At 45.1% G+C, this 15,456-nt stretch carries 16 protein-coding genes and 5 tRNA genes; 18 read left to right on the top strand and 3 right to left on the bottom strand.

Annotation, left to right across the window (positions count from 1 at the left end; genetic code table 11):
• Nucleotides 1–184 precede the first annotated feature (184 nt).
• From AAH944_RS12690 to tnpA, 11 genes are all read left to right on the top strand, one after another.
• Nucleotides 185–634 carry a MarR family winged helix-turn-helix transcriptional regulator gene (locus AAH944_RS12690; protein WP_132102147.1) on the top strand — a complete coding sequence of 150 codons (450 nt, stop codon included), beginning with the start codon at nucleotides 185–187 and terminating at the stop codon, nucleotides 632–634.
• Between the two features lie 174 nt (nucleotides 635–808).
• Nucleotides 809–1,675, top strand: coding sequence for a fumarate hydratase (locus AAH944_RS12685; RefSeq protein ID WP_415535199.1), 867 nt, complete (start codon nucleotides 809–811; stop codon nucleotides 1,673–1,675).
• Nucleotides 1,668–2,243, top strand: a complete 576-nt coding sequence (locus tag AAH944_RS12680; protein ID WP_415535198.1) for a Fe-S-containing hydro-lyase — start codon at nucleotides 1,668–1,670, stop codon at nucleotides 2,241–2,243. The genes AAH944_RS12685 and AAH944_RS12680 overlap by 8 nt, the downstream gene beginning before the upstream one ends.
• 4 nt (nucleotides 2,244–2,247) lie before the next feature.
• Nucleotides 2,248–2,892, top strand: a complete 645-nt coding sequence (locus tag AAH944_RS12675; protein WP_415537885.1) for an O-methyltransferase — start codon at nucleotides 2,248–2,250, stop codon at nucleotides 2,890–2,892.
• Nucleotides 2,893–2,987: 95 nt separating this feature from the next.
• On the top strand, nucleotides 2,988–3,683 hold the full coding sequence (locus AAH944_RS12670) for a TIGR01906 family membrane protein (protein ID WP_415535197.1): 696 nt from the start codon (nucleotides 2,988–2,990) through the stop codon (nucleotides 3,681–3,683).
• Between the two features lie 82 nt (nucleotides 3,684–3,765).
• On the top strand, nucleotides 3,766–4,500 hold the full coding sequence (gene rph, locus AAH944_RS12665; protein ID WP_415535196.1) for a ribonuclease PH: 735 nt from the start codon (nucleotides 3,766–3,768) through the stop codon (nucleotides 4,498–4,500).
• A 21-nt stretch (nucleotides 4,501–4,521) separates the two neighbouring features.
• Nucleotides 4,522–5,118 carry an XTP/dITP diphosphatase gene (locus AAH944_RS12660; protein ID WP_415535195.1) on the top strand — a complete coding sequence of 199 codons (597 nt, stop codon included), beginning with the start codon at nucleotides 4,522–4,524 and terminating at the stop codon, nucleotides 5,116–5,118.
• A gap of 141 nt (nucleotides 5,119–5,259) precedes the next feature.
• Nucleotides 5,260–5,336: transfer RNA gene (locus AAH944_RS12655), tRNA-Pro, on the top strand.
• Nucleotides 5,337–5,363: 27 nt separating this feature from the next.
• Nucleotides 5,364–5,440: transfer RNA gene (locus AAH944_RS12650), tRNA-Arg, on the top strand.
• Nucleotides 5,441–5,486: 46 nt separating this feature from the next.
• Nucleotides 5,487–5,562 (top strand) — tRNA-His (locus AAH944_RS12645).
• A 324-nt stretch (nucleotides 5,563–5,886) separates the two neighbouring features.
• Nucleotides 5,887–6,369 carry an IS200/IS605 family transposase gene (tnpA, locus tag AAH944_RS12640; RefSeq protein ID WP_415535194.1) on the top strand — a complete coding sequence of 161 codons (483 nt, stop codon included), beginning with the start codon at nucleotides 5,887–5,889 and terminating at the stop codon, nucleotides 6,367–6,369.
• A gap of 135 nt (nucleotides 6,370–6,504) precedes the next feature.
• Here tnpA and AAH944_RS12635 read toward each other — a convergent pair whose 3' ends face one another.
• Both AAH944_RS12635 and AAH944_RS12630 read right to left on the bottom strand, forming a co-directional pair.
• Nucleotides 6,505–6,864 carry a hypothetical protein gene (locus AAH944_RS12635; protein WP_415535193.1) on the bottom strand — a complete coding sequence of 120 codons (360 nt, stop codon included), beginning with the start codon at nucleotides 6,862–6,864 and terminating at the stop codon, nucleotides 6,505–6,507.
• An 8-nt stretch (nucleotides 6,865–6,872) separates the two neighbouring features.
• Nucleotides 6,873–7,289, bottom strand: coding sequence for a fibronectin type III domain-containing protein (locus AAH944_RS12630; protein WP_415535192.1), 417 nt, complete (start codon nucleotides 7,287–7,289; stop codon nucleotides 6,873–6,875).
• A gap of 179 nt (nucleotides 7,290–7,468) precedes the next feature.
• Here AAH944_RS12630 and AAH944_RS12625 point away from each other — a divergent pair, with 179 nt between their 5' ends.
• The 7 genes from AAH944_RS12625 to clpX all read left to right on the top strand — a co-directional run bounded on the left by AAH944_RS12625 (nucleotide 7,469) and on the right by clpX (nucleotide 13,980).
• A complete protein-coding gene (locus AAH944_RS12625; protein WP_026156257.1) occupies nucleotides 7,469–8,236 on the top strand; it encodes an IclR family transcriptional regulator in 768 nt (255 codons plus the stop codon).
• 283 nt (nucleotides 8,237–8,519) lie between these two features.
• The gene (locus tag AAH944_RS12620) at nucleotides 8,520–9,137 is read left to right on the top strand and encodes a hypothetical protein (protein WP_415535191.1); all 618 of its coding nucleotides are present in this window, start codon (nucleotides 8,520–8,522) and stop codon (nucleotides 9,135–9,137) included.
• A gap of 219 nt (nucleotides 9,138–9,356) precedes the next feature.
• Nucleotides 9,357–9,430 (top strand) — tRNA-Gln (locus AAH944_RS12615).
• 10 nt (nucleotides 9,431–9,440) lie between these two features.
• Nucleotides 9,441–9,525: transfer RNA gene (locus AAH944_RS12610), tRNA-Leu, on the top strand.
• 330 nt (nucleotides 9,526–9,855) lie between these two features.
• On the top strand, nucleotides 9,856–11,013 hold the full coding sequence (locus AAH944_RS12605) for an MGDG synthase family glycosyltransferase (RefSeq protein ID WP_415535190.1): 1,158 nt from the start codon (nucleotides 9,856–9,858) through the stop codon (nucleotides 11,011–11,013).
• Nucleotides 11,014–11,326: 313 nt separating this feature from the next.
• Nucleotides 11,327–12,676, top strand: a complete 1,350-nt coding sequence (gene tig, locus AAH944_RS12600) for a trigger factor (protein WP_415535189.1) — start codon at nucleotides 11,327–11,329, stop codon at nucleotides 12,674–12,676.
• Between the two features lie 50 nt (nucleotides 12,677–12,726).
• On the top strand, nucleotides 12,727–13,980 hold the full coding sequence (clpX, locus tag AAH944_RS12595; protein WP_415535188.1) for an ATP-dependent Clp protease ATP-binding subunit ClpX: 1,254 nt from the start codon (nucleotides 12,727–12,729) through the stop codon (nucleotides 13,978–13,980).
• Nucleotides 13,981–14,267: 287 nt separating this feature from the next.
• Here clpX and AAH944_RS12590 read toward each other — a convergent pair whose 3' ends face one another.
• On the bottom strand, nucleotides 14,268–15,455 hold the full coding sequence (locus AAH944_RS12590) for an adenosylcobinamide amidohydrolase (protein ID WP_415535187.1): 1,188 nt from the start codon (nucleotides 15,453–15,455) through the stop codon (nucleotides 14,268–14,270).
• Nucleotide 15,456: the final 1 nt, after the last annotated feature.

Genomic DNA, 15,456 nt, shown 5'->3' with positions numbered 1-15,456 from the left:
ATCAAGATACGTTATGATATTAATTATATAACACCTATCGTTAAAATCATCAATAATATTTGAATTATGAAAATTTTACTAGTGTTAATTTCCGGAATATGGTAAAATACTTTAAAAATGATATGTGCAAATATATACTTATATATAGGGGTTATCTATTTGATTTTTGAGGTGGGGTGTTCGCATGTTAGAGAACAGAGAGTTAGCAGGTCATCTTGACCATTTGCTTCAAAGGCTCACCGTTTCTACCCAAAGGCAAAAGAGTGATTTCGCAGAAAAGCTTGGTATTTCCCGTCAGCAGTTTGAAGTTTTAACGATTATTTTTGAAAAGGGCCAGATTACGATGGGTGAGCTTTGCAAGGAAATTTCTTCAGCCTGCAGTACGGCAACGGATCTGGCTGACAAGCTGGAAAGAGCCGGCTATGTGGAGCGAATCAGGGAAAAACGGGATCGCAGGATTGTAAGGCTTAATATTTTACCCAAGGGAGAAAAACTGGTCAAATCGGTAATTGAGACAAGGACCGAAAGGCTTGAAAGTATTCTGGAATCTTTTGAACAGGAAGACCGGATGCGTATTATCGGCATTCTGGAAACCTTATCCGATAAATATGAGAGGCTTTCCAGAAAAGAGTAAAAGTCGAATACAACGGTTATCGAACATTTTTGTCGAAGTAAGATCTTCCCGGCAAAGATGTTTTTTTTTTGACGGCAAGGAATGGCAAACCTTTTTTTAAAAGTTATATTTCTTGAATCCCGTATTTGCGCTATACTGAATAAAAGTGTTCCGGACAAAAAGCGGAGGTAAATTGTGAAAGAGATTCATGTTAACGAGGTCATTTCCGCAGTGGAGAGACTGTGTATTGAGGCGAACTGTATTCTGAATCAGGATGTTATTGATGCGTTGAACAAGGCTCTTGGCATTGAGGAATCCTCACAGGGCAGAGAAGTGCTTCAGCAGCTTTTGGAAAATGCGGAGATTGCAGCCAAAGAAAATATACCGATATGTCAGGATACCGGGATGGCGGTATTGTTTGTAGAAGTCGGCCAGGACTTACATATTGTCGGTGGAGATTTGACGGGAGCCCTGAATGAGGGCGTACGCAGGGGCTATGAAAAGGGCTTTTTGCGTAAATCTATCGTCAAAGATCCTTTTAACAGAATCAATACCGGAGATAATACACCTGCAGTTATTCATTATGAAATCGTATCAGGGGACAAGATTGGGATTACGATTGCACCGAAAGGGTTTGGCAGTGAAAACATGGGTGCCTTGAAAATGTTTAAGCCTTCGGATGGTTTGCCTGCAGTAAAGAATTTTATCGTGGAAACGGTGGATAAAGCCGGGCCTAATCCCTGTCCACCCATCGTGGTCGGAGTTGGACTCGGAGGTACGATGGAAAAGGCTGCCTATTTGGCTAAAAAGGCTCTGCTTCGTCCGATCGGGGAATCGAATCCGGTTGAAGAATATGCCCGGCTGGAACAGGAGCTTCTGACCCAAATTAATCATTTAGGAATAGGTCCCCAGGGTTTTGGCGGCCGGACGACAGCGCTGGCCGTAAATATTGAGGTATTTCCGACGCATATTGCAGGGCTGCCCGCAGCTGTAAATATTAATTGTCATGTTACCCGACATCGTCAGGTCGTTTTGGAAGGGAGGGTTTCTTCCTGTGAGTAATAATAAAACGGTTGAAACCCGGAAAATTTCAGCACCGCTGGATGATACAACTGCTGCTTCTCTCAGATGCGGTGAAAAGGTGCTGATCAGCGGAGTCGTCTATACCGGAAGAGATGCGGCTCATAAGAAAATGGCTGAGGCCTTAGCCCGGGGAGAGGGACTGCCCTTTGATATTAAGGGACAGGTGATCTATTTTGTGGGACCCGCCCCGGCTCCTCCAGGTAAAGTCATCGGATCTGCCGGACCGACAACAAGTGGCAGAATGGATGCCTACTCTCCTGGTCTGCTGGCCAAAGGTTTAAAGGGGATGGTCGGAAAAGGACTTCGTTCTCCTGAGGTCATACAGGCCATCAGGGAAAACGGCGCAGTCTACTTTGGGGCGATCGGCGGTGCCGGAGCACTCCTGGCTTCTTGCATCAAGAAAGCTGAGGTCATTGCCTATCCGGAACTTGGAACGGAGGCAGTCCGGAGACTGGTTATCGAAGATTTTCCTGCCATTGTCCTGATTGACAGTCTCGGGCAGAATCTTTACGAGACAGGAAGGAAAGAATATCAAATATTGGGGTGATGGTTTGTTCTATCCTTTTGAACTGGAAAAGTACCTCGAAGAATTGCTTCCTGCCAGGGATGGGCTGCTTCGAGAGATGGAAAGCGTTGCTTTGGAGGAAACAATCCCTGTGGTTACACCGGCAGTCGGTCACTTCCTTGAGCTAATGGTCAAGATGACGGATGCCAAGCGTATTCTGGAGATCGGTACGGCGATCGGTTATTCCACCGTTTATCTGGCCAGAGGTGCAGCCGAAACCGGAGGCAGGGTTTATACGCTGGATATGAACAGAGGGAGGCTCAACAGAGCAGAAGAATATCTGAAAAAGGCCGGTCTTGCCCATTTGGTTGACTTCAGCTGTGAGAATGCACTGCACTGTCTGCCGAAACTGACGGAAACTTACGATTTCATATTTGTAGATGCAGCCAAAGGGGAGTACCTGGATTACCTTGATCTTATCACACCGCTCATTTCCCCTGGCGGTGTTCTGGTGGCAGATAATGTTCTATTCAGGGGCTGGGTTGTGCCTGGTTCGGTTTTTGACCGAAAGTATGACAGGATGGTCGGTTGTATGAGGGATTTCCTGCAGCTTCTTTCCTGTTTGCCGGGATTTGAGGTAAGCGTGCTTCCGTTTGGCGATGGTATTGCGCTGGTCAGAAAGAACAAGTAGGAATTCGGGCAAGATATGAAATGAGGATTAACGTATTTAACTAGGATATTTGGTTAATGTATTTGGTAAGGATATTAGGATATACGAGGAGAAATATGTCAGGTAAGAAGGCTGCGAACGGGTTTCTTGCAATTGTCAGCGGATTGATTCTGATCGCCGTCATGTTGCTGACGGTGATTGAACAATGCGTCTTTGATCTCAATTTCTTCCGGTCGGAATATGCCAAACTAGACACGGTATCCGTGACCGGGATGCCGGAAAAGGATCTGATGGTGACGACCATGGAACTGCTGGCTTATATCCAGGGGGACAAGGATAACCTCGACATCCGTGCAGAGATTAATGGTCAGGAAAGACAGGTGTTTAATCAGCGGGAAATCGTCCATATGGCAGATGTTCAGAGGTTGTACTTGGGCAGCCGCATGGTCCGCAACGCAGGTCTGATTGTCCTGCTTCTGTTTCTGATCTTACTAAGGATAAGCAACGGGAAGAAATACTTCCGTTCCTGGGCCGGCGGCTTTCTGGCCGCGGCAGTCGTATTTCTCTGTATATTCGGGGCAGTAGGGATTGCGGTCTGGCGGGATTTCCAAGTGTTCTGGGACAGTTTTCACTATCTGATTTTTACGAATGATCTTTGGCTGCTTGATCCGGAGACCGATATCCTGATCCAAATGGTGCCGCAGCAGTTCTTCTTTGATTTGGTTGTCAGGATTCTGGCTCTTTTTGCTTCTGCCGTACTGATCCTCGCTCTTGTTGCTGGAAGAATCCGGTTCGTCTATCAGAAAGTATAAGCACCGTTGAGCTTGATGACCGGTCATATAACTGATAAATATCAATAATAAATTTTTGAGAACAGAAAGGGAGTTCGATAATATGCTAAGATTTGACGGAAGACAGCCCGATGAAATCCGATCTGTGAAGATTACCAGGAAGTTTACGGATCTTCCCGAAGGCTCCGTCCTGATTGAGGTTGGAAAAACCAGGGTGATTTGCACGGCTACTGTTGAAGATAAAGTACCGCCATTTAAAAAGGGGACCGGCAGCGGTTGGGTCACAGCGGAATACGCTATGCTTCCGAGGGCGACAGCCGTGCGCAATCAGCGTGAGGCTTCCAAGGGAAAATTGGGCGGAAGGACAATGGAAATTCAGCGGTTAATTGGCAGGGCGCTGCGTTCCATTGTCGATCTGAGTAAACTTGGAGAAAGGACCATCTGGCTGGATTGTGATGTCCTTCAGGCAGACGGCGGGACCAGGACCGCTTCGATTACGGGTGCTTATGTTGCTCTGGCTGATGCTGTAAACTACCTGCTTAAAAATCAATTGATTAAGCAGGACCCTTTAATAGACAGTATTGCGGCCATTTCTGTAGGCAAAGTAGATGGGATACCTGTAGCCGATCTTGCCTATGAGGAGGATTCCAAAGCCGAAGTCGATATGAATATTGTGATGACCGGTTCGGGGCGTTTTGTAGAGATTCAGGGTACTGCAGAAGGTCAGCCGTTTGACCAAGAGGATCTGAATGCATTCTTAAACCTCGGGGAATCGGGTATTCAAAAACTCAGCGCATTGCAGAAGGAAGCGCTGGCTAAAGAGCTTCCGGTAGCATAGTCCGAAGGAGGTTTGTAAAGGATGCAGGTCTTGCTTGCGACAATGAATAAGGGCAAAGTAATGGAACTGGAGGGATTGCTTAAAGACGAAAAAATTGAAATTCTGTCGTTAAGCGATCTTCCGGATTATCAGGAGGTTGAAGAGTCTGGCAGTACATTTGTCGAAAATGCTTTTATTAAGGCGCGGGCTGCCTGTGCCGCGGGAAAAATGATTACGCTGGCAGACGATTCAGGGCTTGAAGTGGATGCTCTGGCGGGAGCGCCCGGCGTTTTTTCGGCACGCTATGCCGGGGAACCGAAAAATGATGAACGTAATATAGAAAAACTTCTGACAGACCTGGAAGGCGTTCCCGAGGAAAACAGGACTGCCCGCTTCCGCTGTGCACTGGCGATCGTCTGTCCTGACGGCCAGGAATATTTGACGGAGGGCTCGGTTGAAGGAAGAATACTGACCGTGAGAATTGGAACCGGTGGGTTCGGTTATGACCCTGTGTTTTACTTGCCTGACCTCCAGAAAACGATGGCCGAGCTTAGTCTTGATGAAAAAAATTGTCTCAGCCACAGAGCCCGGGCTTTTGCAAAAGCAGTTCCATTGCTGACAGCGTTCAAATCATTTTGATCGTTATTTTGATAGTTAAATGACAATCTGAAGTATAAAAAGATCAATAGAAAATTGAAGAAATTTGAAATGCATAAAATTAAAATGTTTCTTGACTAGTTTTTTCTCTTGGGATATACTATTCATTGTCACAAAAAGCGGCGGGGTATAGCGCAGTTTGGTAGCGCGCCTGCCTTGGGAGCAGGAGGCCGGGGGTTCAAATCCCTCTGCCCCGACCATAATCAATGCTGCAGTGATTAAAATATGCGCCTGTAGCTCAGCCGGATAGAGCATCTGCCTTCTAAGCAGGTTGTCGGGGGTTCGAATCTCTCCAGGCGCACCATTTTTCGTTTAAAAGTGTATTTCTCAAAAACAAAAAATTATTCATGGTGGATGTGGCGAAGTGGTTAACGCACCGGATTGTGGCTCCGGCACTCGTGGGTTCAAGTCCCATCATTCACCCCATATAAAAGATTAAGCTTTATCGCAAGATAAAGCTTTATTATTAGGAATGATGGGACTTGAACGGGCGGAAAAAGGAAATGCGACCTATGGAAGCATTTACCCGCCCCGGCGTGATAGCCGCGAAGCGGCGGAGCAAGTCCCATCATTCACCCCATATAAAAGATTAAGCTTTATCGCAAGATAAAGCTTTTATTTGTCTAACGAAAACCACCTGCTATGCAGGTGGTTCCAAAAAGCTTTAGCTATGAGTAGAAAAACTACCTCCGGTTTTGATAAAATAGTGCAGGTTTGGCAGCCGCACTAAAATGGGAGGTAGTAATCCAAATGGATACGGAAAGTTTATCACACACGCAATGGAATTGTAAATATCATATCGTGTTTACACCAAAATACAGACGGCAGCTGATTTATGGGCAAATAAAAGCGGATATAGGAAAGATAATCAGGAAGCTATGTGAGTACAAGAAGGTAGAAATAATAGAAGCCAATGCATGTCCGGACCACATACACATGCTGGTATCGATTCCGCCGAAGATAAGTGTATCGAGTTTCGTAGGATATCTAAAGGGGAAGAGTTCGCTAATGATCTTCGACAGGCATGCAAACTTGAAATATAAATACGGGAACAGACATTTCTGGTGCAGAGGATATTATGTGGACACAGTAGGACGCAATAAGAAGGTAATAGAACAATATATCAAAAACCAACTTCAAGAGGACATAGCATCTGATCAAATCAGCCTGAAAGAATTCATAGATCCGTTCACAGGAGAGCCAGTGGACAAAAGTAGTAAAAAGAAAAAATAGTGCCCCTTTAGGGGTGGTTTGAAAAAATGTGCGGCTGAAAGACTTTTCAGCGAGCCTTGAGGCTCTGCCAAGTAAAATGCCCTTATAGGGCTAGAGCAAACCACCCGCTAAGCGGGTGGTGCTGATTTTATATTTTCACGGAGCAGCTGCCTGCGTCGTGGCGGAGGCTTCCGCGGATAGACCGCTCTGGCCGCTGCTGTTCAGTGCAATGATTTTATAATAATAGGTTGTCTCCGGATCTAGGCCTGTATCCGTATAAGGGGGTGCTGCCACATTTTCCGCTATCGTACTGTAGGTGCCCTCGGGACTGCCGGCGGCTGCGCTAACGATATTGGAAAAATAGCCTATACCGGAACTCCCAATAGCTTTGATCTTATAATAATGAGTATTGCCTGATGTCAGGCTGCCATCCGTATAATTGGCATATACCGTCGAGGCAACCTCTGTATAGGTGCCTGAATACGAAGCTGAGCGGTAGACAGCGTAAGAGGTCATTCCACTGATTAAATTCCAGGAAAGATAGATTTGCCCTGGTCCGGAGGATTTCGCTGAAAGACTTGAGAAAGATGCAGGGGTCGTGGCGTCGGCATAGGAAGAAAGTGCGCTTGTTTCGTTGTTATCAGCAGTCTGGACCTTAAGTAATAGGTTTGACTGGAGGCTAAACCGGTGTCGGTATATTGGTTTGTGGTGACCGAATTAGTAAAAGAGTAGGTTCCGGAATAGGAAGTTGACCGGTAGATATTGTACTTGTCCGCACCGTTTACTGCAGTCCACGTTAACACAATTTCATTCGGACTGAGCGCAGAAGCGGATAAGTTTGTTGGAGCCGACAAAGCGGCGGCAGAAATCTGAGGCATAGTCAGGAAATTGACGAGGAAACATAAGAGTATCACCAACGATTTAGACCTGATTTCTCCCATATGTTATTCACCTTCCATAACAATCTCTTTTAGGGGACCATGAAACAAGTATACCATTTTTTGGTTTATTATCTGTAAATTATTTGTAAATCCTTTGGAGTATTCAATTTAATTTTTTATTGTTATTCTTATTAAAATCATCCATAATAGAAATCAGCAAGAAGATGGGGGGCCTGTTTGTGACAGAAAGATATGTTCAGACTGTGGAAAGAGCGCTGGATATATTGGAAGTGCTGGCCAGTTCAAGGGAATCATTTGGTGTGACTGAAATCGGCAGCAGGATAGGGCTGCATAAAAGCACGGTACATCGGATTATTCAGACTTTATGTTATCGAGGATATGTCGAAAAAGAAAAAGATAGGGAACGGTACCGTCTCGGGATAAAAATAATTGAAGTCGGCAACGCATTTTTCAATCAGCTTGAAGTCCGGAAGATTGCCGAACGCTATCTGGAAAGCCTGGCCAAAACCTTTGATGAAGTGGTTCATCTAGTCCTGCCCGACAACGGCGAAGTGGTGTTCATTGATCATAAAGAAAGTTCCCAGTTAATCGGCATGTACTCCAAGGTAGGCAGCAGAGGCTACATGCATTGTACGGCGGTTGGTAAAGCGATTCTTTCCACTTTGCCGGAAGAGGAAGTAAGGCTTATCCTGCAGAAGAAGGGTATGCCCCGTTTTACTCAGCAGACGATTACAGATCCGGAAAAACTGATTGAACAGCTGAAGGAAATAAGAAAAACAGGCATTGCAGTTGCCGCTGAAGAAACTGAAGTCGGGGTCATTAACATAGGAACACCCATTTATGATTATTCGGGCAGAACCATTGGCGCGATCAGCATTTCCGGACCCATTAATAGGCTGATGGAGAAAGGGATTGAAAAGGTCGGTCAGGAAATCAAGCGTGTTGGTCAGGATATATCCTTCAGATTAGGATATTCTGGCCGCTGATATTACAGTAATCTGCCAAAAAACGCTTGACGGAAGTAAAGAATCAGTACATAATATTAATACTATATTTTCAAATATTTCAGAATCTTTTTGTGGTGGTTTGCATAGGATAGCCAAAAGATCAGACATCAAGCTTTAGCCCCAAAATTGAAGAGATGGACAAAAAATATGATGTAGTAAAAAAGTGAAACGGCGTTTCAAATGATAAAACAAACTTATTTTTTATATGTATAAAATGAAACGATGTTTCATCAAGTAAAACAACAGTAGGGAGTGATTAATTATGATGAGAATTTCATCAATAGCTTATAATCAGGACAGAGATTGTATGGGATGCGCTGTTAGAGATGAAAAGCAAATATCCACCTATATTCTGTCTTTTCAGATTGCAAACCAGTTGCTGTCGCGTTATCAAGGGAAATGGGATATTTCCAGCAACGGGATTACACTTCGTTTTACGGACCTAGGCCATCCGCTGACGATTGATTATGATTCCGGGATCATTAATTACGGATCCCTGACGACAGCGTTTTATCATCGCTATAACCCTGCCAAGGGGCTGGCAGTGCTGGTCGAGGATATTTGTTCCGACCTTGCGATCCCGCAAAGTGAGCCCATTGAATATGAAGAATATGTATTTAGATTATTCGTCAAACTTGTGGAAATTTTCCATGCCCGATGCAATGTTCAGATATTACCTGGTAAAAATGAAGGCGAATGGGAAATCCGTTTAGGCGAGGGGGAAGCTTCAGGCTGGATCGGAAAAGATGGAATTGCCGAGAACCGGTTTGGTGAAAAAATGGATATAAAACAATGGCAGAGTCTTAGAATTGAAAAAGCAGCGCTTTATGTCTTTGGGTTTAACTCTTTCTGCAAAAACTTCCAGTGTCCGATCAAATAAGGACACTATTTTTTTTGACGGCCACGGATGGCCTAATGTCGCGGTTCCATGGAGGGAAAGGAGCGACAAGGCCACGGATGGCCTAATGTCGCGATTCCATGGAGGGAAAGGAGCGACGTTTTTTTGTATTAATTTTGTTTGACAGGGCAAATTTTTTTAAGTATAATACTGTTTGCGTGTTAGAACCGTCAGAAAATTGATAATCGGTTTTCATTCCAATGGGGTATCGCCAAGCGGTAAGGCATCGGACTCTGACTCCGACACCGGTGGTTCAAATCCATCTACCCCAGCCAACTTTTACATGCGGGAGTGGCGGAACTGGCAGACGCACTGGATTTAGGTTCCAGCGGGTAACTCCGTGCAGGTTCAAGTCCTGTCTCCCGCACCAAAATTGATGATTTCGAGACAGTTGACCTATAAAGAAGGTTGACTGTCTTTTTTGTTTCTGCGTTTCCAGCCTTAGATTTTCGTTTCTTACGCACAAATCGATAAAATGGAGGCGCTGCAACAAAAAAGTTGCAGAAGATATAACGCCAATTGTGAAAAAATCGAGAAAAAGTATTTAAATGTCGACCGTCAGTTATTATAATATGGATGTAGCAGGAATAATCCCGGATTCTTGGACTAGAATATCTTTCATATATAATTATCTGATCCGGTTCATAATATGAATAGTAATGACACCAAATGAAGAGAGTGTTTGGAAGGGGAAAAAGAAGTGTCGGGAATTCTGATTTTTTCATCAAACTATGGTGAAGGACATTTCCAGGCAGGTGAAGCACTCGCCGAAGCTTTTCGTCATCAACCTTCGCCAGTAGAGGTAAAGCACTTAGATTTTGGTTCTTTTTTTTACTTTAACACGGATTATTTTATGAGGAAAGCCTACTCAACAATGATCAAGAAGACGCCAAAACTCTGGAGAATACTCTTCGAAAAGACGGCAGGACTGACTGCCGAAGACTGTCGGAAGTTTGTGCGGGGGTTGGAAACGAAGAAGCTGTTGGACTGCATCTGGAAGTTCAATCCTGATGTGATTGTAAGTACCCATTTTATACCGGCTGCCATACTGGGCGAATTGAAGCTGAAAGGGCTCCTTTCTGTTCCGCTAGTCACGGTGGTGACGGACTACCTTGTTCACGGCGTATGGATCCACTCCGGAACGGATAAGTATATTGTAGGTTGCAAGGATGCATGTACCAAGCTCGTGGAGGCAGGAATAGCGCCCCAGAACGTGATTCAGTCCGGGATCCCTCTCCGGTTAAGATTTGAAGAACCCATGCAAAAAAGCGCCGCTAAACAAAAACTTCGGCTTGACCTGAACCGGAAGACGGTACTCATTATGGGCCTTAACGGTAAGCCCGTGAGCAATGTCGCAGAACTGAAGGATATTGTCCGGAACCTGGCTCAGGATATTCCGGCACAATTATTGGTGGTTTGCGGCTACAATAAAGAACTGTACCATGCGCTTAACAGTGAAATTCGGGAAACAAATCTCTGCATCAGACTCTACGGTCATGTCGACAATGTTCAGGAACTGATGGCAGCCTCTGATCTTATGATCACTAAAGGAGGAGCACTGACGATTTCCGAAGCACTGACCATGGGACTTCCCTTGCTGATGTACAGACCGATCCCGGGGCATGAAAAAGGGAATGCTTATTTCGTTGAACAAGCGGGAGCGGGGAAGGCTTTCGGTACCCCAGATGAACTGATACGTTACACAGTAGAGCTGTTCAAGCATTCGGCCAGACTGGAGACAATGAGTTCTACGGCCCGGATGATACTGCCGGTCAATCCTTCACAGAATGCAGCTGCGTATATTTTGACACTCAGGAAAAGTACCAAGACCAATCCATTCAAAACAGAAGCGATGTAGTACCCGGCAGAAAATCTGCTCGCCATTATATTCCAAAATTAGGGTTAACAAGGCACTAGATTTAAACAGAATATCAAGCGTTTTCCTTGATTCTTTGAAAAACTTCTGATAATATTAACTGGTCAATATCAGGTTTACTGGAAAGGGGAAACGGATGTTTCCTCTTTCTGAAATTATTACTTTTTTTCCAGGGGCTTACTCTTAAGCTAGGTTTGCATCTTTTTGAAAAAGGGCAGAATATCCTGGTGTGAAATGTTGATACTATTTAAATATAAAAATATAATGTAAGGTTAAATTCCAAGGAGGAGCGGACATGTCTGTCAAGATCGAAAAGAAGAACAATAACATCTACGAAATGGAAATTACGGTTGGGGTTGAAGAGGTTTCTGCAGCTTTTGACCGGGTGATGAAAAGAGCTGGCCAGGGACTCAGCATACCAGGTTTTCGCAAAGGAAAAGCCCCCAAGCATATAATAGAAAGGTATGTTGATAAAGACGCTGTGAAAAATGAAGTGATGGAGCAGGTCTCTTACCCGGCTTTATTTGAAGCCTATAAGGAGCATTCCATTATGCCAGTTTCCAGACCGGCTATGCAGGTCATCCAATTTGAGGCAGATAAAGATCTCATTTTTAAAGTTACGGCAGAGACCAAACCTGATGTAGAGCTGGGACAATATAAGGGTCTTGGTATCGAAAAACAGGCTGTTGAGGTTACAGACGAGCAGGTGGCCGAAGAACTGGAACGCCGTCAAAACAGACATGCTAAACTTATTCCGGTTGAAGACGGAGAAATCATTGACCAGGATATCGTCACGATTGACTTTGAAGGATTCCTGGGTGATGTGCCGTTTGAAGGAGGAAAAGGAGAGAATCACGAGTTAACCATCGGTTCCGGCACTTTTATCCCAGGATTTGAGGAACAAATAAAAGGTTCTAAGAATGGTCAGGAACTTGAAATCAATGTCAAGTTCCCGGAAGGCTATCACAGCGAAGAGCTCTCTGGAAAAGATGCCATGTTTAAAGTCAAGATCAATGGTATTAAGAGAAAAGAACTGGCTGCTCTGGATGACGAGTTTGCCAAAGACGTCAGCGAATTTGACACGTTAGAAGAATTGAAGCAGGATATTAGAGAAAAGATGATTTCAGCTGCAGAAAGCAAACGTGACAATGAATATAAGACCGAAATTATGAAGAAGGTTGCTGAAAACGCAGTCTGTGAAATTCCTGAAGGAATGAAACAGGAACGCATTGATGCGTTAATGGAAGACCTGCAGCAGAACATGGCCTATCAGGGGATTTCCATGGAGCAGTATTGCCAGTATGTCAATACCAGCATAGAAGCGCTTCGTGAATCCTACAGTCAGCAGGCAATTGATGGGCTAAAAACTGAACTTGTCCTCGAAGCAATTGCGGAAAAAGAAGGAATTACGGTTACCGATGAAGAAATTGAATCCGAGATTAATAGAATGGCTATGCAGTATGGCAGGACAGCTGAAGAACTGAAGTCAGCTCTTGAAGCTCGCGGCGAGATGCAGATGTTCAAAATGAGTTTAACATCAGAGCATACCGTTGATTTCCTGGTCAAGAACAATGGAGCCGGGCAGGAAAGTGCCCCAGCACAGAACACGGATTCAGAGAGTAATGTTGCGGAGGAAAATGAATAAGATAGTTATTGCGACAATGATAAGGGAATTCTCAGTAAAGGGGTGAGCATATGGCAAAGTTTAACGATGAAAAGAATCAACTGAAGTGTTCCTTTTGCGGTAAAACACAGGAACAGGTCAAGAAACTGGTAGCAGGTCCCGGGGTATACATTTGTGATGAATGCATCGAGCTCTGTAATGAAATCATAGAAGAGGAGCTCCAGGATGATGTAGGCTCAGAAATTGGAGAGATACCTAAGCCCAAAGAAATCAGAGGTATTCTTGATCAATACGTTGTCGGTCAGGACGAAGCAAAAAAAGCATTATCTGTTGCAGTTTATAACCATTACAAGCGTATCAGCATTGGCATGAAGGTCGATGATGTCGAACTTCAGAAATCCAATATTATTATGCTCGGTCCAACAGGTTCCGGTAAGACGCTGCTTGCTTCTACACTGGCTAAAGTTCTTAATGTTCCATTTGCTATAGCGGATGCAACCTCACTGACGGAAGCCGGCTATGTCGGAGAAGATGTTGAGAATATTCTCCTCAAACTGATTCAGGCTGCTGATTATGATATTGAGAGGGCGGAGCGAGGGATCATCTATATTGATGAGATCGATAAGATTGCCCGAAAATCTGAGAATCCATCCATTACCAGGGATGTATCAGGTGAAGGTGTCCAGCAGGCACTGCTCAAAATTCTGGAAGGCACAGTAGCCAGTGTTCCTCCACAGGGAGGACGCAAGCATCCCCACCAGGAATTTATCCAACTCGATACCACGAATATCCTGTTCATTGTCGGCGGGGCTTTTGATGGTATTGACAAACTGATTCAAAACCGTATCGGCAAAAAAGTGATGGGTTTTGGGGCGGAAATTCAAAAGAAAAATGAAAAGAACGTCGGGGAATTCTTAAGGCAGATCCTGCCGGTAGACCTCTTAAAATACGGATTAATCCCCGAGTTTGTCGGAAGACTTCCTGTTATTGTCACCTTGGATGCTCTGGATCAGGATGCGCTGGTCAGCATTTTGACCCAGCCCAAAAACGCCTTGGTCAAACAGTATGAAAAACTGCTGGAAATGGACGGCGTAGGGCTGGAATTCAAAGAAGATGCGCTTAAAGCCATTGCTGAAGAAGCGATTCGCCGTAATACGGGAGCGAGGGGTCTCAGGGCGATTATGGAAGAAATCATGCTGAACGTGATGTATGATATTCCAACCCGCTCGGATGTCACCAAGTGCATCGTTACCAAGGATACAATCCTTCAGCGGATTGAGCCTGAGCTTATCACAGTGGATAGCAAGAAGGAAGAATCAGCTTAAGTAGAATAAAGTCAAAGTAAATGTTTACAGCCGCCGGCGAAGAAATTTGCCGACGGCTGTTTTTGGCTTTTGATTGATCTAGTTAAAGCATTCGAAAAATACCTACATTAAAATATTTTCTGGCATGCAGACTAACCTAAACGGCCTTATGATCAGTCTGGGGGCCACAGTTCCGCTGTGAGCGGAGCACGATGCGGAGCGCGGCTTTTTGCGCCAAGGAGGGCGCAACAGCCGAAAAGTGGTATTGTGGCTCCCAGACTTGCCCAATTCCTTTAAATAGTGGTGTACTACTCGTCGATCTTCGCTGCAGCAATGATCCTTACTGTCAGCACTGCAAAGCAATGGGACATTTCCGTTATGGCAGCGTCAACGGAGCTGTAGGAAATTAAGAAATCATTCAAAGAATCACGCAGGAAATCAGCCGGTAAGTCGTAGCCGCTCCTGAGACGGTCAATGATGATTTTTCCTTCGACGGCTGCCTGGGCAGGTGATAATAACTGCCATTCCAATTGATCCAGCAGATGGACATAGAGCGTAGCCGGAATCACCAGTTCCTCTTCGCGCTCAATCTTCTTTAACCTGTTCAGAAACTCGTGCTTATTCAACGATTCCAGTTTACTCGATTCCGCTTGATAGGTAGATCCAGATCCCTGACATTCTAGGACACCGATGCCCTTCTGGTATTCCTGCCAGAGGGTTTCTTCATTGATACCGAATCTTTTCAGGCGGTTCAGCAGACTGAACTGGTATTCCGGACAAAGACCGGTCTGCAGGAAAAGAGCCTCCTTCACAGCTTGTTTGACGGTAATTCCGATCAGTTCTCCCAATTTGCTGTGTTTGCCGGCATAGAAAAGCCGGGAGCCAGACTTGCTGTTGCAGATGATGACCGTCCCGTCTGTGCCTGATCCTGTGGCGATGCCTCTGGAGTAACAGCTGCCGGCCATAAGCTCCTGCAGGGCAGCCGTTTTGGCTTCTGTACAGGTCACAAGTGCTCGGGTCAGGGTCTCTTCCGGAAGATCGGCATTGATATACAGCAGAATATTAATCGTTCCAGCCGGAATGGTTACCGTTTCCCCCTGCCGTTCATGAAAAAAAGCGGGATCACCGATCCGGCCGCCGTTCATTTCGATGCCGCCGGTTACCACTGCGGTGACAGTTAGATCTTCGTAGCTTGCTGTCCGAATAGCCGCATTATTCATGGCAGCAGCCGTCAGAAGGCCTGCAGAGGCTTCAGGATCAAGACCCAATTCCGCGGCAATCAGCTTCATATGTTCCTCATAGACGGCTGGAGTGATGTCACACCTCAAACCCATCCCGGAATTAATATCGTGGTTAAAAACAAATTTCAGGTTTTCGCGGTAACCACCGTTTAAATGGGCGGTACTCAGGACCTTGCGGTCATCCTTGAAAGAAATAATGATACTGTCTTTATAGCGCTCAACAGTATCACCTGTTTCGTAAGTCCACAGAAGCAAA

The organism is Dehalobacter sp. CP (genome assembly GCF_047652685.1).
GTDB lineage: Bacteria > Bacillota > Desulfitobacteriia > Desulfitobacteriales > Syntrophobotulaceae > Dehalobacter.
Note: the sequence above shows the minus strand (reverse complement) of the source record. Positions and strands in the feature narration are given on the sequence as shown.

What these genes read in the sequence shown, in the direction of transcription:
- AAH944_RS12690 (WP_132102147.1), top strand. Translation starts at nt 185, where the DNA reads ATGTTAGAGAACAGAGAGTTAGCAGGTCATCTTGACCATTTGCTTCAA.
- AAH944_RS12670 (WP_415535197.1), top strand. Translation starts at nt 2,988, where the DNA reads ATGTCAGGTAAGAAGGCTGCGAACGGGTTTCTTGCAATTGTCAGCGGA.
- rph (WP_415535196.1), top strand. Translation starts at nt 3,766, where the DNA reads ATGCTAAGATTTGACGGAAGACAGCCCGATGAAATCCGATCTGTGAAG.
- AAH944_RS12660 (WP_415535195.1), top strand. Translation starts at nt 4,522, where the DNA reads ATGCAGGTCTTGCTTGCGACAATGAATAAGGGCAAAGTAATGGAACTG.
- tnpA (WP_415535194.1), top strand. Translation starts at nt 5,887, where the DNA reads ATGGATACGGAAAGTTTATCACACACGCAATGGAATTGTAAATATCAT.
- AAH944_RS12635 (WP_415535193.1), bottom strand. Translation starts at nt 6,864, where the DNA reads ATGACCTCTTACGCTGTCTACCGCTCAGCTTCGTATTCAGGCACCTAT.
- AAH944_RS12630 (WP_415535192.1), bottom strand. Translation starts at nt 7,289, where the DNA reads ATGGGAGAAATCAGGTCTAAATCGTTGGTGATACTCTTATGTTTCCTC.
- AAH944_RS12620 (WP_415535191.1), top strand. Translation starts at nt 8,520, where the DNA reads ATGATGAGAATTTCATCAATAGCTTATAATCAGGACAGAGATTGTATG.
- tig (WP_415535189.1), top strand. Translation starts at nt 11,327, where the DNA reads ATGTCTGTCAAGATCGAAAAGAAGAACAATAACATCTACGAAATGGAA.
- clpX (WP_415535188.1), top strand. Translation starts at nt 12,727, where the DNA reads ATGGCAAAGTTTAACGATGAAAAGAATCAACTGAAGTGTTCCTTTTGC.